The sequence below is a fragment of the Streptomyces sp. NBC_00878 genome (assembly GCF_026341515.1).
Classification (GTDB): domain Bacteria; phylum Actinomycetota; class Actinomycetes; order Streptomycetales; family Streptomycetaceae; genus Streptomyces.
Genome location: NZ_JAPEOK010000001.1, coordinates 973,935 through 992,853 on the forward strand (window position 1 = coordinate 973,935; position 18,919 = coordinate 992,853).

The 18,919-nt window shown below is 70.1% G+C and carries 12 protein-coding genes; 2 read left to right on the top strand and 10 right to left on the bottom strand.

Annotated features, from left to right (window positions below; genetic code table 11):
• Window positions 1-65 precede the first annotated feature (65 nt).
• The 3 genes from OHA11_RS03925 to OHA11_RS03935 all read right to left on the bottom strand — a co-directional run bounded on the left by OHA11_RS03925 (window position 66) and on the right by OHA11_RS03935 (window position 3,956).
• Window positions 66-1,112, bottom strand: a complete 1,047-nt coding sequence (locus OHA11_RS03925; protein ID WP_266506924.1) for a maleylacetate reductase — start codon at window positions 1,110-1,112, stop codon at window positions 66-68.
• 23 nt (window positions 1,113-1,135) lie between these two features.
• Window positions 1,136-2,017 carry an intradiol ring-cleavage dioxygenase gene (locus OHA11_RS03930; protein ID WP_266491957.1) on the bottom strand — a complete coding sequence of 294 codons (882 nt, stop codon included), beginning with the start codon at window positions 2,015-2,017 and terminating at the stop codon, window positions 1,136-1,138.
• A 193-nt stretch (window positions 2,018-2,210) separates the two neighbouring features.
• On the bottom strand, window positions 2,211-3,956 hold the full coding sequence (locus OHA11_RS03935) for an FAD-dependent monooxygenase (protein ID WP_266491958.1): 1,746 nt from the start codon (window positions 3,954-3,956) through the stop codon (window positions 2,211-2,213).
• A 200-nt stretch (window positions 3,957-4,156) separates the two neighbouring features.
• Here OHA11_RS03935 and OHA11_RS03940 point away from each other — a divergent pair, with 200 nt between their 5' ends.
• Together OHA11_RS03940 and OHA11_RS03945 are read left to right on the top strand one after the other, a co-directional pair.
• On the top strand, window positions 4,157-5,935 hold the full coding sequence (locus OHA11_RS03940; RefSeq protein WP_266491959.1) for a helix-turn-helix domain-containing protein: 1,779 nt from the start codon (window positions 4,157-4,159) through the stop codon (window positions 5,933-5,935).
• Between the two features lie 100 nt (window positions 5,936-6,035).
• Window positions 6,036-7,106, top strand: coding sequence for a LacI family DNA-binding transcriptional regulator (locus tag OHA11_RS03945; protein ID WP_266491960.1), 1,071 nt, complete (start codon window positions 6,036-6,038; stop codon window positions 7,104-7,106).
• A 100-nt stretch (window positions 7,107-7,206) separates the two neighbouring features.
• Here the strand turns inward: OHA11_RS03945 and OHA11_RS03950 are convergent, their stop codons facing one another.
• From OHA11_RS03950 to OHA11_RS03980, 7 genes are all read right to left on the bottom strand, one after another.
• Entirely contained in the window at window positions 7,207-8,454 is a 1,248-nt protein-coding gene (locus OHA11_RS03950) for an alginate lyase family protein (protein ID WP_266491962.1), read from the bottom strand.
• A 78-nt stretch (window positions 8,455-8,532) separates the two neighbouring features.
• Complete coding sequence (locus OHA11_RS03955; protein ID WP_266491963.1) at window positions 8,533-11,868, bottom strand: alginate lyase family protein; 3,336 nt, start codon at window positions 11,866-11,868, stop codon at window positions 8,533-8,535.
• Window positions 11,869-11,881: 13 nt separating this feature from the next.
• Complete coding sequence (locus OHA11_RS03960; RefSeq protein ID WP_266491964.1) at window positions 11,882-13,660, bottom strand: putative Ig domain-containing protein; 1,779 nt, start codon at window positions 13,658-13,660, stop codon at window positions 11,882-11,884.
• 30 nt (window positions 13,661-13,690) lie between these two features.
• Complete coding sequence (locus OHA11_RS03965; protein WP_266506926.1) at window positions 13,691-14,515, bottom strand: carbohydrate ABC transporter permease; 825 nt, start codon at window positions 14,513-14,515, stop codon at window positions 13,691-13,693.
• A gap of 89 nt (window positions 14,516-14,604) precedes the next feature.
• Window positions 14,605-15,600, bottom strand: coding sequence for a carbohydrate ABC transporter permease (locus OHA11_RS03970; protein WP_266491966.1), 996 nt, complete (start codon window positions 15,598-15,600; stop codon window positions 14,605-14,607).
• Window positions 15,597-16,958, bottom strand: a complete 1,362-nt coding sequence (locus OHA11_RS03975; protein WP_266491967.1) for an extracellular solute-binding protein — start codon at window positions 16,956-16,958, stop codon at window positions 15,597-15,599. The genes OHA11_RS03970 and OHA11_RS03975 overlap by 4 nt, the downstream gene beginning before the upstream one ends.
• A gap of 309 nt (window positions 16,959-17,267) precedes the next feature.
• Window positions 17,268-18,866 (bottom strand): glycoside hydrolase family 43 protein, encoded by a 1,599-nt coding sequence (locus OHA11_RS03980; protein WP_266491969.1) that lies wholly within the window; start codon window positions 18,864-18,866, stop codon window positions 17,268-17,270.
• Window positions 18,867-18,919 lie beyond the last annotated feature (53 nt).

The following is an 18,919-nucleotide window of genomic DNA, read 5'->3' on the forward strand; positions in this document are numbered from 1 at the left end:
TGAAGAATGAGGCGGGGGCAAACGGTTGTCGAGACAGGTGACAGCGCTTTCTCTTTCGATAGTTTCTATTCCGGGAGCTCGACGCCAGGGGTGTCCCCGGCATACGCCGCCCTCAGTACCGCCAGCGCGCCCTCGTGCGTGACCTCGCGCGGATTCGCGTACGCCTGTCCCGCGACCTGCTCGGCCGCCACCGTCAAGTCGGCTTCCTTCAGGCCCAGTTGAGCCAGGGAGCGCGGTGCGCCGAGCTGTCCGGACAAGGTCCACAGTGCCTGCGGGGCGTTGTCGGTGCCGAGGGCGCGATCGAGGGCCCTGACCGCCTCGGGAGCGGCGGGCGCGTTGTACGCGAGAGCGTACGGGAGGACCACCGTGTGCGTCTGAGCGTGCGGCAGGCCGAAGGTGCCGCCCAGCACATGGCAGAGCTTGTGGTGCAGGCCCATGGTGGTCGCACCCAGACAGGAACCGCAGAGCCAGGCCCCGTAGAGGGCGCGACCGCGGGCCTCCACAGCCGAAGGGTCGGCAGCGATCTCCGGAAGTGCCGAGGTCATCGCACGGACGCCCTCCTCGGCCATCAGGGAGACGAGGGGCGAGGTGTCGGGGGCGTACAGCGCCTCGACGGCGTGCGCGACGGCGTTGACGCCGCTCGTGACGGAGAGGGGTACGGGCATGGAGAGGGTGAGTTCGGGGTCGTACACGACGCTCCGCGGGAGGACTGACGGATCGCGGCCGGTGCGCTTCACGCCGTGCTCGGTGAGGCCCCACACAGGGGTCATCTCGGAGCCGGAGTACGTGGAGGGCACGGCGATCAGGGGCAGGCCGGTGCGCAGCGCGATCGCCTTCCCGAGGCCGATCGCCGAACCGCCGCCCACGGCGACGCAGCCGTCGGCACCGGCCGCGCGAGCCACCTCGACGGCCCGGTCGGCGACCTCCACCGGGACGTGCATCCGGGCTTCGGCGTGCAGTCCGGCACACAGCTCGCCCAGCGAGTCGGCGACCGCCCGAGCGGTGTCCGCACCCCGCCCACCCGACACCACCAACACCCTTCGCAGACCGAGCCGTTGGACCTCCTCCGCCGTCGCGGTCACCGAGGCGCCGGGCCGGAAGACGACCCGCATGGGCTGAGCCTCGTACGAGAACTTCACGCTTGTGCCCCTGTCCGAGGAGTGAGTACGAGATCGAACTGGGCGTGCCTGAAGGGGTTCGGGATGCCGAACTCCCGTGCCAGGGAAGGGTCGTCGGTCTCCGCGAAGTCCTGGACCAGGCTGCTCTTCACCGCGAAGACCGCGTCCGAGTCGAGGTAGTCGCTGCCCGCCACGAAGATGTGCGTGGTGACGGGTGTGTGGCCCTCGGCGGTGGCGATGAAGTGGATGTGGGCCGGGCGGTAGGGGTGCCGGCCGGTGGCACGGAGCAGTTCGCCGACCGGGCCGTCGGTCGGGATGGGGTACGGACTCGGCACACAGGTGCGGAACCAGAAGCGGCCCGCCTCGTCCGCCGTGAAGAGGCCGCGGCCGTTGCCCGCCGGCTGGAGGTCCGGCTGCTGCACGTCGTAGAAGCCGTCGGCGTCGGCCTGCCAGACGTCGAGGACCGCGCCGGGCAGCGGGGTGCCGTCGTGGGCGAGCACCCGCCCGCTGACGACACACGGTTCACCGCTGCCGACCAGGTCGATGTCCGCGCCGAGCTCACGGACCGGGGACTCGGTCATGTGGAAGGGGCCGAGGACGGTCGACTCGGTGGCGCCGGGCCCGCGGTCGGCGTTCAGGGTCTCGACCAGCATCGACAGTCCGAGCACGTCCGACAGGAGGATGAACTCCTGGCGGGTGTCGGTGCACGTCTGCCCGGTCGCCGTCAGGAACCCGATCGCGCGCTCCCACTCCTCCTGGGTGAGCCGCGTCTCGCGCGCGAAGTCGTGGAGGTGCCGGATCAGCCCGGTGAGCAACTCCCGCAACCGCGGATCGGTACCCGCACCGAGACTCCCGACGGCCTCCTCGGTGACCGCGGTCTCGCTGCCATCGATGGTCATGACGACTCCTGATTCACCGTGTCCCGTATTCACCGTGTCCCGATTCCCCACGATCACTGTCCTACTCCGCCCTGACGGGGCGCCCCGTCAGGGGCGCGGGGAACTGCGCGCCCAGCCACGGACGACCCGCACGAACACGACGACCCGCAGCACTCCGAAGCCCAACCGCACAACCAGCGGAGCTACCCGCGGACTACCGTCCGAGGATCCGCCGCACCGCGCCCCCCAGCAACTCCTCCGCATCGCCGGTAGCCGTCGCGTACCGAAACGCCACATACCCGTCGGGCCGCACGAGCAGCACACCCGAGTCGGAGACCTCGCTCAGCCGCGCCCAGTCACCGTACGGATCCTCGTACTGCTGACCGGGCCCGATGACAGCGGTGGCGATATCAAGGTCGGCGGCCTCCGCAGCCCGCACCCACCCCTCACCCCCGATTCCGGTGAACAGCGTGAAGCGCCCCCGCCCCGCCGCGTCGAGCGTGGACAGGGTCCGGTCCCCGGCCGTGATCCAGGCGTGCGGCAACTTGGCACCGGGCCGCGAGGAGGGCTGGTGGTACAGCTCGGGGTCCTGGTCGAACCCAGGATCCTCCGTACCGTCGGGAACGACCGCGTCCGACACGTACCGCTGATTGAGATCAACACCGTGCGCGTTGAACTCGTACACCTTGAAGGCGATCGCCTCGCGGAGCTGGGCGCGCTGCTTCTCGGCGGCCTCGGTGGCGTCCTTGCGGGCGGCGATGTTGGCCCACAGCTGCTCGGGGCTCTGCGGGGAGAGCCCGTCGAGCGCCTCGAAGATCGGGGCGGTCTCGCCGATGGACTTGTTGGCGCGGGTGACGATCTGCTTGCCGACCGGGGCGCGCTCGGTGGTGTACGTGTCGAGGAGCTTGGGCGAGGCGGTCCCGTCGAGGACGAGTTTGAGTTTCCACGCCAGGTTGTACGAGTCCTGGATGGAGGTGTTGGAGCCGAGGCCGTTGGACGGCGGGTGGCGGTGCGTGGCGTCGCCGGCGCAGAAGACTCGGCCGTCGGAGTACGTCTCGGCGTACATCTCGTTGACCGTCCACGCCGAGGAGGACTTGACGATCACCGGGATCTCGTCGTCGCCGATCAGCCGACGAACGATCGACTCCGCGTACTCGGTGGTGAGGTCCGGGGCGCCCGCGGTCACGTCGTAGCCCCAGACGATCATCCACTCGTCCCAGGGGCGGACGTTGCGGACGAGGCCCGCGCCGATGCCACCGACGGTGGCGCCGGGAGCGAGCACCCAGTACAGCGTCGAGGGCCGGTGCGCGGTGTACTTGCTCAGGTCCGCGTCGAAGACGATGTTGATGCTGCCGGCCACGCCCATCTGGCCGCCCATCGGCAGCCCGGCGTCCTCGGCGACCTTCGAGCGGCCGCCGTCGGCCCCGATCAGGTACTTGGCGCGGATCGTGTACTCGTCGCCGCGCAGCCGGTCCTCGACGGTGACGGTGACCCCGTCGGCGTCCTGGACGAAGGACTTGTAGACCGTGCTGAAGCGGAGGTGGGTGCCGCGGGCGACGGCGGCGTCGACGAGCACCGGTTCCATCATGTGCTGGGGCATGTCGCACATGCGGGTGGGGCTGGCGAGGTCGTGCGCGGCCTGGACGAGGGGGTCGTTGCCCCAGGAGCGGACGCGGCCCAGCTCCTCGCCGGCCAGGCTGGTGCAGAAGGTGGTGTTGCCCATCAGGTGCTGGGGGGTGGCCTGTGCGACGACGTCCCGCTCCACGCCGAGGTCGCGCAGGACCTCCATGGTGCGCTGGTTGGTGATGTGGGCGCGGGGCGTCTCGGCGAGGCGCGCGTAGCGGGTGACCACGATGTTGGGCACGCCGTAGGTGCTCAGTGCCAGGGCCGCCGTGGCGCCCGCCGGGCCACTGCCCACGATCAGTACGTCGGTCTCGACTACGGGCTCGACGATATGCACCACAGACGCTCCAGAGGGTGAGAACAGCACCAGCCTTCCATGATCATGGAGCGAGGTGCGGGAGCGCGGGTGTCTCATTACGAGACACCGGGGGCGGGACGGAACGTGTCGATGCACCGAACGTGCCGATGCCGGGACGGAACATTTCGAGCCGACCCCTTGTTTCTTCTTCAACCACTCCCGGTACGGTGGGAGGCGCCGTGACCACCACAGAAGAGTCCCCCGCCCGTCCCGCTCTCACGCCGCTGCGCCAGGCGCGCGAGCGGTTCCTGACCGGACGCCCGTTGCCCGCCGACGTGCCGGACGAGATCGTCGCGGCCTGGCGACGCGCCCGCTTCTTCGGTGTACGGCACGATTTGAAGGAACCCGCCGAGCCCGTGCCTCCCGCGGAGTCGGCCCTGCTGACCGCCGCGCGGCCCGTACTCGAACGGATCGCCCCCGCCCTCGCCTCCGGACAGTCGTCCCTCGCGCTCACCGACGAGCGGCTGCGCGTCCTCTGGTCTGCCGGGAACGGGCCGGGCGACGAACAGTGGCGTGACCTGTCCGAGCAGCAGGTCGGGCACAACAGCGCGGCCCTCGCCCTGCGCACCCGGCGTCGCGCCGAGGTGCACGGGCCCGAGCACTTCCTCGACCTGTGGCAGGACGTGTCCGCCGTCAGCGTGCCGGTGCTGGCCCCGGAGAACGGCCAGGTCCTGGGTACGGTGACCGTCGCGTCCGGCCTGTGTACCGGGTGTACTCCGCATCCTGGCGCCGCTCTCGCCGAGGCCACGGCGACGGCCGTCGAGGCGGAGCTGCTGGCGCGGTCCCGCACGGCGGAGCGGGCACTGCTGGACGCCTATCAGCGGGCGGCCGCACGGCCAGGCGCGGCGGTCGTGGCACTCGACGGCAAGAATCGACTACTGAGCGAGGCGGCAGCCGGGACACTGTCGCCGGGCGCGGTAGCAGTCCTGGAACGGACCGCGGCGGCCAACGGCCCGGGGCGGGGCAACACCGACCTCTCCCCGCCGTACGACTCGGCACGGAACGGGACCGGTTCCGCCGCCTTCGATCTCGAACTCCCCGACGGCACGGGCACGGCGCATGTCACCCCCGTACGCCACCTGGGCGCAGTCATCGGTGTGGTCGCCGTGGTCGAGCCGCCCTCCGACGAAGCGGTGCGACCACACACGGAGCAGCCGCGCACCGCACTCGCCGGGCGCTCGGTGCCCTGGCGCCACGCGACGGCGCAGGCCACCGAACTGGCGCGCACCCGCGAGCCCCTCCTGCTGACCGGGGAGCGCGGCACCGGAAAGACCGCCCTGGCACGGGAGTTGCTGTCGGCGCGCGGGGATCTGGATCCACTGGTGGTGGACGCGGCGGAGGGCCCGGCCGACGATCCCGACAGCTGGGCGAAGGCCTGGGCGGACAACCGCGCGATCCTCCTCCGCCACGCCGAACGCCTCGCCCAGTCCGACATCGCCGCCCTCAACTCCCTGCTCGACGAACACCCGGAGGCACCACTCCTCCTCACGTACACGCCCGGCACTCCCCCGGGCCCCTGCCTCCAGCGACTGCTCGACACACTGGCCGCCCGCTCGGTGACCCTCCCGGCCCTGCGCGAACGCCCGGACGACATCAGGGAGTTGCTCCCCGCTCTGGCACCGAAACCCGCACCGCGACAGCCTCCCCTCACCTGGACGCTGGACGCGCTACGGGCCTTGGAACGCCATCCGTGGCCCGGAAACATCACGGAACTCGCCCATCTCGTCAGGGCGTTGGCCGAACACCGCCGCCTGGCGGGCCCGGTGCGACGCGCCGAGCTCCCGGACCTGGTCAGGGAGGGCCCCGCGGCACGACAGCTGAGCCCGATGGAGAGCGCCGAGCGAACCGCCATCCTGGAGGCGCTGCGCCGCCACGGCGGCAACAAGGCACGCGCCGCCGCGGCGCTGGGCATAGCCCGCGCGACCCTGTACAGAAAGCTGCGGGGCTACTCCCTGTAGTGGTCCCCTGCCCCCTCCCCGTCTCCTCCTCCCCCTGCTAGCCTCCGGCTCGGGAACCGGTTGCCAAGAGCGTTGCCGCACTTCCCAAGGGGGGCGAGCCATGACGAGGAAGACCGCAGGCGACATCGTGGGCCGGCGCACCATCCGGGACGTGGCGGCACGGGCGGGTGTGTCGGCGTCCACGGTGTCGCGCGTCCTCGGCGGCGACTACCCGGTGAGCGCGTCGACCCGTACCCGCGTGATGCGAGCGGTACGCGAACTCGACTACGTGGCCGACGCCCGCGCCAAGGCCATCGCGGGGGCGGGCACGCCCACCCTCGCGTTCGTCCTGGACGACATCACGGGCCCGTCCTTCGCGCACATGGCGCACGGCGTGGAACGCGAGGCCACCCGCCTCGGCCATCTGTCTCTCATCTGCAGCACGGACGGCGACGCCGAACGCCAGCTGGAGTTCATCGAGATGATGCGGGCCCAGCGCGCCGCCGCGGTGATCCTGGTGGGCGGCACGGCGGACACGGTCGAGTACCGCGACCGCATGGCCCGTATCGCCGACTCCCTGGCCTCCGCGGGCTCCCGCCTGGTCCTCTGCGGCCGACCGCCCCTGGACCCGGGCACGCCGGTCACCGTCATCGAGTACGACAACGAAAGCGGGGCGTACGCACTCTGCGCCCACCTCCTCGGCCAGGGCCACCGCCGCGTCCTCTTCCTGGGCGGCAAGCCGTCCAACACCACGGCCCAGGGCCGCGAACAGGGCTACCTCGCGGCCCACCGCGCCCGCGGCACCGTTCCGGACCCGGCCCTCCGCCTCTCCGGTGACTTCACCCGCGACTCGGGCCACCGTCTGATCCGCCAGGCCCTGGCCCAGGGCCTCGACTTCACCGCGGTCATGGCGTCCACGGACATGGTCGCCTCAGGCGCCCTGACGGCCCTCCACGAGGCGGGCCTGTCCGTCCCGGAGGACGTCTCCCTGGCGGGCTACGACGACATCCCTTTCGCCCGAGACCTCAACCCTCCACTCACCACGGTCCACGTCCCCTACGAGGACCTGGGCCGCCTGGCGGTCCGCACAGCCCTGACCCGCACCCCGGACGCCCCGGACGAACACCTCCTCCTGGGCACCCACGTAGTCGTACGAGCCTCGGTGACACCCCCGACAGACACCCATCAGTGACGACCAGCCGCTCAAGGCGGCACGCCGCGTCCCCGGCACCCCCACAAACAGCGGGCGCCGACGACACGTCGCAGGCGAGACACCAGGCGAGCAGAAACGCCTACTTGGCGTACATCACCGTCCCGAAGCCAAGCTGGTCAAAGCCCCCACTGCTGCCGCCATAGTCACCACCACCCCCCTCAGGCCGCACGCTCTCCGCCATGGCGGTGATGTACGGAACGGACAGCCCACGCCGACGGGCGTAGTGATAGTGGAGGATGTCCCACACCGGCCTGACCTGCCCCCGGCTGCTGGCGGAGATCACGGTGTGCGCCTGCTGGGCGCAGTTCTGACCCGAACCCCACGTGTACCTCGTGAAGGGCACGTCCTGTCCGAGGTTGTACTTGGCGACGTACTGGGCGGCCTTCATGAACCGGTTGTCGCCGTAGCCGTACAGGTCCTCGCCCTGCGACCAGGCCATCTCGCAGAACGTGCCCATCTGGCCCATGCCCATCATGGTGTGGCCCTGATCGCGCCCGCTCTCCTGCCACTGGGCGAGCCCCTCCGAGTCGTACACGAACGGAACGGCGTGGTTGATGGAGCCGTTGCCCGCGCCGTTCTTGAAGTAGTTCACGGCCTGGTCGTACTTGGCGGCGTCGTCGCAGAGTATGCCGATGGCCAGGATCGAGTTCATGGTGCACAGATCCCAGTTGGCCCAGTAGTTGGTGATGCAGGCGTCGTTGTGACTGTTCAGGAACTGGTTGTTGAGCGGGTAGAAGACGTTGAGCATCATCCGCTTGAACCGTTCGAGGTCGAACCCGCTGTAGCCACGCATGAGTTCGGCGGCGTTCGCGAACTGGTAGCCGTAGATCCCGGCGGCCAGGAAGCGGTCGGCGTTGCCGGTGACCGTGGTGAGCGTGGCCGACCAGGCGTTGAGGATGTCGCGGGCCTTGTCGCCGTGGGCCGTCGTCCCGGCGATCCTCCAGCGCAGGGCGTTCTGGTAGGCGGCGTGGATGTCGTTGTACAGGAGGCTGTAGTTCTCGCCCGTGCCACCGCGGATGATCGTGGCCACCGGACGCGGCGTCCAGGTGCTGGCGGAGTGGGAGTTGGCGGTCAGCCGGTTCCAGCCGGACAGCCAGGGTTCGTTGCCCGCGGCGACCCGGACCTTGGCCCGGTTGAGTTCGCCGTACGCGTGCAGCATGCCCGGGTGGGTGAAGGGCGCCGGGGCCGCCGCTGCCGTACTGCCGGTGAGGGCCGTGGCGGAGGCGCCGACCGCGAGGGCGGCGGTGAGACCGCCGGCGGTCTTCAGCAGACCTCGGCGGCTCAACTCCGTGCTGGGAAGGTGCTGGTGGGGGGATGTGCGGCTCATTCTGTGCATCTCCAATCCTATGGAGGATCGGCGGCCGGGCGTGGAGCGGGAACGCGCACCCCCTCCACGCCAAGCCGCCTAGGTGGGGGTGATGCTCACCTCGTCGAACTCGGAGGTGCAGCGGACCAGTTGGCTGCGGGAGCAGACCACGAGGCCCACGTAGTAGGGGGCGTCACCGAAGCCGGGGATCTCTCCCTCGGCAAGAGAGGTCCAGGTGACGCCGTCATCGGTGGAAACGGCCGCGCTGAAGGCAGTCCCGGTGCGCTTCAGCCGCAGCAGAGTGGGGAGGGTGACGTTCGCGCCGCCGGTGAAGGCGGAGGCGCCCGCCACGGTCCTGCGGAGCATGAGCTGTGCGGTCGTCCCGCCGGTGACGATCGCCCCGGCCGCCTGGTCGAACGGCGAGAGGGACTTGGCCATGAGCAGGCCCACCCGGTCGGCACTCGTCGCCCCGTCCCGGGAAACGAGCCGGGCGGTGACCTCACAGTCGCCCGTGACCGGACACCGCACGAACTGCCCTGTCATTCCCTGGTTGTTGACAGTCAGGTCGGCCCCGGCGCCACGCACGACGAAGGTGCCGCCGTCCACGCTCGTGATCCCGGAAGTACGGACGGAAACCACCCCGTACGTGCCGAGGTCGCGCTCGTCGAGAACCACGTCGCCGAGATCCCCGTACGACCAGGGGGCGGCCGGCGGCATGCCCACGGTGATCGCAAAAGTGCCGGTCCCAGTCCCGGAGGCGTTCCCCGCGGCGGCGGTGACCGTGAACTCGCCCGTCCGGTCCGGTGTTCCGGAGACGAGGCCGGTGCGCCGGTCGACCCCGAGCCCGTCGGGCAGACCGCGCGCGGAGAACCGTACGGGCTCGTGCGAGGCCCTGAGCAGATGCCGGAACGGGACACCCCGATTGGCGTGCACGACCGCCGATGAGACGAGTTCGGGGACGGACGGCGTCGGCATCCGTGCCTCGGCCGAGGCCGAACGCGGGCCACTGCCACGGATGTTGGTCTTCGCGACAGCGTAGTGATAGGTCGTACCGGGCGCCCCGGTCGCGTCCGCGTACCGCAGGCGGGTGCCGAAGCCGACCGCGCCGACGTCGGCGGCGATCCGCGTGTACGGTCCGGCGGCGCGCGCGGCTCGCAGCACCGTGTAGCGGGCCGAGAGGTCGGGATCGGTCCAGGCCAGCTCGACGGCGTCGGAGCCACCGGCGGCCCGTAGATCGGTCGCCCTCCGCACGGGACGCGGCACGGACCAGACCACACCGGTGGAGGATGTCACGCTGACGTTGTCGAAGGCTCCGGTTCCGGTCTCCGCGTACTCCTCCGCCACGCCCAGGCAGGAGGTGAGGGCGAGTCCCGCGTACACCGTCCGGCCCAACTCGACCTCGGTGGAGCCGACTTCGGTCCAGTGCACGCCGTCCGGGGAGATGGCTCCGGTGCAGCGCCGCCCGGTGCGCCGCACCCGCACCCAGTACGGCGCCCGCAGCCGGTAGCCGTCACCCGCGCCCTCCACGTACGGCGCATCCAGCGGGGTCGCCGACTCCGGCAGGGCGCCGAGGTCGGAGATCGGGAACGACGCGCCGCTGGTGATCGCCCGCTGCTGCGACGGCGGCACGGGTGTGCTGCCGGTGCCGGTGACCGGCGCCCCCGACGACGCACGGACGGTCCACACCCCGCTCCAGGTGTGCAGGGGCAGCCCCTGGATCAGCATCGACGCGTGCGGGGCGTCCGCGTCGAGGGAGCCGCGGAGGGTGACGCCGGTCTTGGCGTACTGCGAGCTGAGCGGCCAGACGATCCGCGCGGTGACCGTGCCGTCGCCGCGCAGCGGAAGGTGCGCCAGCCGGCAGGTGTCCGCGGTACCGCTCGCCTCCAGTACGAAGCGTTCGCCGTCGAAGGCCGCCGATCCCGGGACGCGTACGGCGCCCACGTCCCGTGTCGACCAGGGCGCCGGCAGGCCGGTGGTCGCCGCCATCCACCCCGAACTGCCGCTTTCCTCCTGCGAGTCGACGGCGACGACCGTGTAGTAGTACGTGCGGCCCGCCCTGACGTCTCGGTCCGTGTAGGTCACGGTTTTGATCGCGGACGCGATGCGCCGGTACGGCCCCTCGGGTCCGGTCGCGCGCCGGACCGTGTAGCCGGTCGCCCACGCGGACGGCAGCCAGGACACGGTGACGCTGTCGTGGTCGCCGACGGCGGTCAGCCCGGTGGGGGCGGCGGGCGCCGCGGGTGCGGCCCGCGCGCCCGCGTAGGCCAGGGTCCCCCAGCTCGGCAGGTCGTCGTTGGCGCCTTCCACGACACGGGTTCCGCCGGTGCCCCGGAAGAGGACGTCTCTCGTGTACGGGGCGTCGAGGCCGCGTACGCTCGCGTAGTGCGCGTACGCCATGTCGTAGATCGGCGGGAAGCTGCCGCGGGACTTCTCCGAGACGGCCGTCTTGAGGTACTTGCCGGTGCGGTCGAGGTCGGGGGTGAAGGGGACGTCGCCGCCGAGGTTGTAGCGGGCGGCGTACTCGACGTTCGCTAGCAACCGGTTGCCGTCGAAGCCGTACAGGTCGACGCCCTGGTTCCAGGCGACCTGGGCGGCGTCGGCGAGCAGGCCGACGGCAAGTTGTTCGTGGCCCTGGTCGCGGCCGCTCTCCTGGCCCTGGCCCGCGTCGGTGACGATGCGGTGGCGGACGCCGCCGTTGCCCGCGCCGGCCGCGGCGAACCGCAGGGAGTCGTCGAAGAGCGTGCGTTCCTCGCAGAACACGCCGATGGCCAGGACGGTCTGAAGGGCCGTCAGGTCCCAGTTGCCGTTGGCGTAGAGCATGTAGCCGGACACCGCCGGGTACCACACGCGCAGGAAGGACTCCTCGCAGCGCGCGATGTCCTGATCGGGCCATCCGTCGTAGTCGCTGTGCCGCAGCAGCTCGGCCGCGTTGGCGAACTTGAAGCCCTGCAGTCCGGCGCCGAGCGGTCCGTCGGCCCCCGTGACAGCGGTGAGCGAGGCCGACCAGGCGTCGAGGATGTCCCGTGCCTTGTCCGCGTGGGCCCGGTTTCCGGTGACGCACCACATCAGGGCGTTCTGGTACGCGGCGGCGGAGTCCGCGACAGCCTGGTTCATGAAGTTGGCGGGACCGCGGCCCCAGGAGGTGATCTGTCCGGTGTTCTGGACGGTGTAGGTGTGCTGGGAGCGGGGGTGTGCGGCCAGCGCGGCGTGGCCGGCGGCGATCGGCTCGAGGCCTGCCGCCACCGCGGACCGCATCCGGTCCAGGTCCTCGCGGGAGTGGAGGAGGCCGGGATGTGTGAAGGCGTACGACGCCGCTCCGGTGGCCTGGGCCCGTGCAGGCGTGGCGGCGGTGGACAGCAGTCCGCCGCCGGCCGCGGCCACGAGCCCCGCGGTGCCGAGGAAGGAGCGTCGGCTCAGTCGGCTGAGGGGAAGCACGGCTGACTCCTCGTCACGCGTTGCGCACGGTGAGCTTGATGGACTTGGTCGCCGTGCCCACGGAGTTCGTGGCCGAGACGGTGACCGTGTGGGTGCCGGGCGCCTTCGGGGTTCCGGAGATCAATCCGGTCTCCTTGTCGACGGCCAGGCCCTTCGGCAGACCCTCGGCGTCGAACGACGTCGGCAGCGCGGTCGCGGTGACGAGGTGGTTGAAGGCGCGCTTCCTGGTGGCGGTGGCCTCGCCCGCGCTGGTGATCTCCGGGGCCACCGTCGAGGCTGCCGTCGCCCCGTCCAGGAAGCGGAGGTTCCGCACGTGTTCGTTGGCGAACATCGGCACCATGTCCGTGGTGAGGAACCAGCCGGGCTTGCGCATCTTGTCGTGGACGACCGTGCCGTTGATCTCCAGGTTCTGGAAGGTGAGGTTCTTGATGGGGCGGTCCGCGTCGTAGCCGGTCAGGATCGCCAGGTTGGCCTTGTCGCCGTCGTACGTGAGGTTCCGTACGTACACGTCCTCGATGCCGCGGCCCGGTGAGGCGTTGTACCGGTTCGCCATGACGCGCATGTTGACCAGCTGACCCCAGGTGAAGTCCTCCACCCGGACGTCCTGGATGCGGATGTTCCGGATGAGGTTGCTGTCACCGGGGTTCAGGGCGAAGCAGCCCTGGTAGAGAACCTGCGGCTCGCGGTGCTGGAGGATGTCGATGTTGCTGAAGACGATGTTCTCGATGACCTCGGGCTTCTCCGGGTTGCCGTGGGTGCCCATGTTGACCGGGTGGGCGACGTCGGCCCAGAGGGTGGAGTCGCGGACGGTGACGTTGCGGCAGTCGCCGAAGTAGTCCCAGCGGTGGGCGTAGACGGCGATGCAGTCGTCGCTGTTGCGCATGAAGACGCCCTCGATCAGGACGTCCTCGCTGCTGAACACGTCGATGCCGTCGCCCCATTGGCCGTAGCTGTAGGAGTGCAGGTTGCGGACGGTGACCTGCTGGGACTGGCCGATGGTGCAGGAGTAGCCGGTCTTCGGGTTCAGGACGAGGATGCCGTCGATCTCGATGTTCTTCGAGAACGCCACCGTGGTGCCGCCATCGGCGTCGTACAGGATGCCCCGGCCGATCAACCGGGCGTTCTCCACGTTGGTGAAGTCCACCCTGGCCTTCAGTACGGCGCCGCCTGCCAGGTAGACCGTCTTTCCGCTGGGCACCTTCAGTACGTTGTCCGGGACGGTGTGGATGCCGGGGCCGAAGTGGAGGACGTCGGGGTCGTCCGCGTCGGGCCGCTGCTTCTCGACCGGGTTGGCATGCAGGTGGAGGTTGTCGTAGAGGTTGCCGTCGATCTCTATGGAGAGGTTGCGCGGCTCGTCGAGGCTGAAGCGGATGGTGTCGCCGCTCACCTCGTGCTCGACGGCGTACGACAGGGGGCGGATCCGCGCGGAGCCGAAGGCGCCCTTGGAGGAGGTGACTTCGACCTCGACGGTGCCGGTGAAGTCGAAGCCGGCGACGGAGGAATCCCTGACGATGCCCGAGCCGGTCGCCTCGTTGATGGTCTTCGTCCGGGCGCGCAGGACGGGCACGGTCCGCCACACACCGCCGGGCTTGCGTGCCTTGACGGAGAAGCTGGTGTTGAGCGGCAGCCCGGCCGGGACGGGATGCACCACGAGCCGGTCGGCGGCCTCCGGTCTGTCCTGCGCACCGGCGGTGCCGGCCGCGGCGCCGACCAGGGAGTACGCGGCCGCGGTGGCGCCCGCGGCCTGCAGAAGGGTGCGCCGGGTCAGTCCGGTGCTCTGGGCGTCGTTCATGGCAGTTCCTTCAAAGGGGGAAGTGGGCCGCTACTTGAGGCCGGTGGTGGACATACCGGTGACGAATCCGCGCTGGGCGACGAGGAAGACGAGCAGGATGGGCACGACGTACATCACGGAGGCCGCGGCCTGGAGGTTGTTGACGGGAGTCCCGGCCGACGAGACGTAGGTGGTCATCACGGCGACGGCGAGCGTGGAGCGGTCGGTGTCGAGCAGCAGCATCGGCGCGATGAAGTCGCCCCAGGTCCAGGTGAAGGCGATCACGAAGCTGGCCGCGAGGGCCGGCCAGGACTGCGGCAGGAAGATCCGCCAGAAGATCCGGGCGTAGCCGCAGCCGTCGACGATCGCGGCCTCCTCCAGTTCACGGGGCAGGCCGGCGAAGAACTGCCGGAAGAGGAAGACGAGGTACGGGGCGGCGGACAGACCCCACAGGACCCATGGCCAGTAGGTGTTGACCATGCCGAGCTTCGCGAAGATCAGGTAGGTGGGGAAGAGGGTGATGATCTGCGGCAGCATCATCGAGCCGAGCAGTACGCCGAACAGTGTCTTCTTGCCGGGCGCTTCGAGGCGGGCGAACCCGTAGCCGACCCAGGCCGAGGTGAGGGTGACCAGGGTGGCGTAGAGGGTGGCGATGATGAGGGAGTTGCGGGCGTAGCCGAGGAAGTCGATGAGGTTGAAGGCGTCGGCGAAGTTGCCCCACTTGATCTGGTCGGGCAGCCAGTGCACGGGCGACGCGGCCAGCTCGGCCGGTGACTTGAGACCGGTGAGGACCAGCCAGCCGAAGGGGCCGAGGAACAGGCCGGTGACCGCGACCAGGACGGTGTAGAGGACGAGGCGGGACACACGTACCCGCACGTGCGCGGCGGATGTGGGGGGCGTGCCGGGCGGGGCGGGCTCGGAGGACTTCGCGGATTTGGTGGACTTGGTGGACCAGGTCGTGGCGGTCACTTCTTCGCCTCCGGGTCGACGTTGTAGAACACCACGCCGGACGTGGCCTTGAAGATGAGTCCGGTCACGATGAGGATCAGCACGAAGAGCACCCACAGGAGTGCGGAGGCATAGCCGTAGCGGCCGAACGCGAAGTACTGCGAGAAGACATGCATCATGTACATGTAGTTCGACTGCGGGATCTGGGTGACGCCGGCCGGGGTGGCGTCGGCGGAGAGCAGCAGCGGCATGATGGTCTGCACCGAGGCGATGACCCCGGTCACGGTCTGGAAGAGCAGCACCGGTGAGAGCAGCGGCACGGTCACTCTGCGGAAGGTCTGCCAGGAGCTCGCGCCGTCGATCCGGGCGGCCTCGTGGAGTTCGCGGGGCACGTCCTGCAACCCGGCCAGCGAGATGATCATGATGTTGCCGGCGCCCCACAGCACCGCCATGAGGATCACATAGCGGGCGTAGGGGTCGGCGAGCCAGCCGATGGCGTCGATGCCGAAGATGTTCAGAGCGCCGTTGGCGGCACCGGAGTTCTTGTCGAAGAGCTGCTTGAAGGCGATGCCCGCGCCCACCGGCGGCACCACGGCCGGCAGATAGAGCAGGGTGCGGAACAGACCGCGCGCCTTGAGCGGCCGGTTGACCAGGACCGCGAGGCCGAGTCCCGCGATGATCGACAGCGGCACCGAGGTCACGGCGAACAGGCCGGTCCGGCCCAGTGCGTCCCAGGTCACCGAGTCGGAGAGCAGTTCGCCGTAGTTGTCGAAGCCGACGAAGCGCCAGTGGGGCGAGAGGCCGTCGAAGGTCGTGAGGCTCAGCCACAGCGCGTACGCCATGGGCGCGACGGTCAGCAGCACGAACCCGGCGATCCACGGCGAGGCGAACATGTAGAACGCCCGGTGCTTGCGCGTGGTCATGGATGTCCGGGCACCCGGCGTCGGCGACTTGTCGGCGGGCGCGGCCGACCGGGGCCGCTCCGCGGTGGTGCTGGTCCGGTCGACCGTCATCCCACCTGCTCCTTACCGCGCTTCAGCTGCTCGTTCATGGCCGAGTTCAGCCGACCGGCCAGGGCGTCGACCGACATCCGGCCGTTCATCGCCGCGGGGGCGATCTGGTTGAAGATGGCTTCGAGCGAGTCCCATTTGGCGTAGGGGGTGAAGGAGATGACCGAGAAATGTTTCAACTCGGCCTCCTGCACCGCCAGCACCCGCTTCTGGTAGTCCTCCTGGGCGGGCATCAGCGGGCGCAGGGACTTCAGGGTGGGGATGCCCCAGCCGCCCGCCGCGCGCGCCTTGGCCGGGGCCTCGCCGAAGAACCACTCGAAGACCCGCCACGCGGCGTCCTTGTTCCGGGCCTTCTTCGGCATCCACAGGCCGGTGCCGCCCTGGCAGGAGCTGATCCGCCGGCCGCCTTCGAATACCGGGGCGGGCGCGAGACGGGACGCCTTCGCCAGCTTCTCGTCGGTGTTGATCATGCCGCCGAGCCAGTAGCCGGAGTTCGACATGGCCATGCGCCCGGCCTGGTACGTGGGACCGTCCCAGGCGTTCGGGTCGGGGTCGATGAGGCTGGGCCCGACCCTGGCACCGGCATAACCCACGTACCAGGCAAGGGCCTTGCGGGCCTCGGGGGTGGTGAAGTCGACGCGGGTGAAGTCGTCGGCGAAGAGACTGCCTCCGGCGGCCGCGGTCAGGTTCGTGAGGAGGGCGGGTCTGTTGAGGCCGTTGTAGCTGCCGCCGAAGACGGTGGTCTGGCCGTTCTCGCGCCGGGTGAGACGTTTGGCGTTCGCCAGCCACTCCTCGTACGTCACCGGTTCGGTGTCCGGCGGATGGTCGAGCCCCGCCTCGTCGAAGTGCGTGGTGTTGTACCAGTACATGGAGTCCTGGGAGAAGTCCTTCGCCATGCCGTAGCGCGGACCCTTGCCCTGGGTCGTGCCGTCGTAGCGCCACAGGTCGTTGACCGGGTCCAGGTCTTCGGCCTTGAGGATGCGGCTCCGGGCGAAGTACGGGTCGAGGTTCTCGGCCACGTCCCGGGCGACGAAGTACGGCGTGTCCAGGGCACCGATGCCGCGCACCAGGTCCGGCGGGTTGCCGGCGGTGAGCATGGCGATCAGTTTGGTGATGTCGTTCTTCACCGTGATGATCGTGATGCCGAGTTCGTTGTGCGCCTGCTTGAGCAGTTCGGGCGCGATGTCTTCCGGCTGGACCATCAGCGTGACGGTTTCGCCGCCGCCACTGCCACCGCCGCCGACTCCGGAGGACACCTGGAGCGCGCAGCCGCTCATCGCCGCCGCGCCGGCTGCCGCGCCACCCGCCGACAGGGCGAGGAACCGACGGCGGTCCAGGGACGGACCGGGATGAGAGCGCATCAACTGCTCACCTCCTGCTTCGGGTTGGGTGGGTCGAGGAGAGTTCGGCAACCGGTTGCTGTGGTGGGTGGGCAGAGCTTCTTCCTGTCCGGAAACCGCGTCAAGGGTCTGCACCGACTTTCGAAAAGAGTGGGTGTCGTTCAGGGCCGGGAATCGGAGGTCCGGTGGGTGGTTCACGCGCAGGCGGCGGACGGTCCGGGGGTGGACTCTGGCGGGGCCGGCGGCTTGCGCCGACGAGAAACCGGTTGTCGACGAGAAGGCTGCACGCGCCGAACCCCTCCGGTCTCGGCTGCTCCCGTCCGGTCTCGGCTACTCCCCTCCGTCGTGTTCCCGCATCTCGAACCAGTCGAAGTCCGCCGGGGCGCGGGTCCCGCCCAGGTCCTGCACGCAGACGCCGACGAACGCGCCGGTGAACCGCAGCCGGTCCCCGTAGTCGTCGGAGAGCTTGCTCGCGTCCAGGGCCGGGCCCACGGGATGCCAGTCCGTGCCGTCGGGCGAGGCGGCGAAGCGGAGTTCCGCGCCGTCGAAGCGGGCCCGCAGATACACCAACGGCCAGTCGTCCGTGGTGAGTTCGCTGTCCGGGAGTTCCCCGTACACCCCGTCGTCGGTGAGTACCACGCCCAGGACGCGGCCCCGGCCCTCGACGTGGGTGAGGCGGAGATAGAAGTGCGTCGAGGTGTCGTACCAGCAGATGAGGCCCGCGAGTTGACTGAAGTGCGAGGGGCGGAAGTCGACGACCGTCGTCACCTCGCTGCGCACCGAGGTGAGCCGCCGCGCGACCAGACTCTGGTCGAACCGCGAGTGCGGGCTCTGCCTGCCGCGCAGCCGCAGATGCCCGGGACGTTCCCGGAGGGTCAGCCAGTCGGGGGTCGCGGGAGCCCGGAGCGTGCTCCAACTTCCGCCCAGGGAGGGCGAGTCGAAGTCGTCCCGGGCGACGGTCGGGGCGGCGGGTCCCGGCTCCGCCCCGGTGGGCGCCGGGACCTCCAGGCTCGGCCGCCGCCCTCCGCCCGCCAGCCGCAGCCAGCCGTCGTCGGTCCAGGTCACGCGTTGCAGACAGGTCTCCCGGCCGAGGATGCAGCGCGGCCCGTCGGGCGTCTGTACGGGTCTGGAGGCGAGGTGGGCGAGGTACCACTCCCCCGCAGCCGTCTGGACCAGCTCACCGTGGCCGGCCTTCTGCAACGGCCACTCCGGGGCGTCGCGCGTCGTCAACAGCGAACCGTCCGGGTCGAGTTCGTACGGTCCGGTCAGCTCGCGCGAGCGGGCCATCAGGATGCCGTGGTTCCAGCCGGTGCCGCCCTCGGCGAGCATCAGGTAGTACCAGCCGTCGTGCCGGTAGACGTTGGGCCCCTCGATCAGCTCCTCGTGCGTGAGGATCGTGCGCGGCTGCCCGATCAGGGCCCGCTTGTCGTCGTCGTACTCCTGGAGCACGATCCCGGCGAAGGACGGATGCCCGTCGCGCGGGTCCCACTGGATGTTGAGCAGCCAGCTGCGGCCGTCCTCGTCATGGAAGAACGAGGGGTCGAAACCGGAGGAGTTGAGGAACACCGGCCGCGACCACGGGCCGTCGATCGACGGGGCCGTGATCAGGTGGTTGTCGACGTCCTTGTACGGGTGCCCGACGGTCCGCACGATGCTGTAGACGAGCCAGAACCGCCCCTCGTGGTACGAGAGCGAGGGCGCCCAGACGCCCGCCGAGTCGACGACTCCACGCAGGTCGAGCAGGTCGGGCCGGTCCAGGATGTGCCCGGCCGGCTCCCAGTGGGCGAGATCGGTGGAGCGGTGGACGGGGACGCCCGGGAACCATTCGAAGGTCGAGGTGGCGAGGAAGTACTCCGCGCCGACGCGCACGATGCTCGGGTCCGGATGGAATCCGGGCAGCACGGGGTTGCTGATGTGGCCCGCGGTCATGCAGGTCCTTTCACACAGGGTCGGTGGGGGCGCCGGAAATCCTCGGGTCTGCC

What these genes read in the sequence shown, in the direction of transcription:
- OHA11_RS03925 (WP_266506924.1), bottom strand. Translation starts at nt 1,112, where the DNA reads ATGCGGGTCGTCTTCCGGCCCGGCGCCTCGGTGACCGCGACGGCGGAG.
- OHA11_RS03930 (WP_266491957.1), bottom strand. Translation starts at nt 2,017, where the DNA reads ATGACCATCGATGGCAGCGAGACCGCGGTCACCGAGGAGGCCGTCGGG.
- OHA11_RS03945 (WP_266491960.1), top strand. Translation starts at nt 6,036, where the DNA reads ATGACGAGGAAGACCGCAGGCGACATCGTGGGCCGGCGCACCATCCGG.
- OHA11_RS03950 (WP_266491962.1), bottom strand. Translation starts at nt 8,454, where the DNA reads ATGAGCCGCACATCCCCCCACCAGCACCTTCCCAGCACGGAGTTGAGC.
- OHA11_RS03960 (WP_266491964.1), bottom strand. Translation starts at nt 13,660, where the DNA reads ATGAACGACGCCCAGAGCACCGGACTGACCCGGCGCACCCTTCTGCAG.
- OHA11_RS03970 (WP_266491966.1), bottom strand. Translation starts at nt 15,600, where the DNA reads ATGACGGTCGACCGGACCAGCACCACCGCGGAGCGGCCCCGGTCGGCC.
- OHA11_RS03975 (WP_266491967.1), bottom strand. Translation starts at nt 16,958, where the DNA reads ATGCGCTCTCATCCCGGTCCGTCCCTGGACCGCCGTCGGTTCCTCGCC.
- OHA11_RS03980 (WP_266491969.1), bottom strand. Translation starts at nt 18,866, where the DNA reads ATGACCGCGGGCCACATCAGCAACCCCGTGCTGCCCGGATTCCATCCG.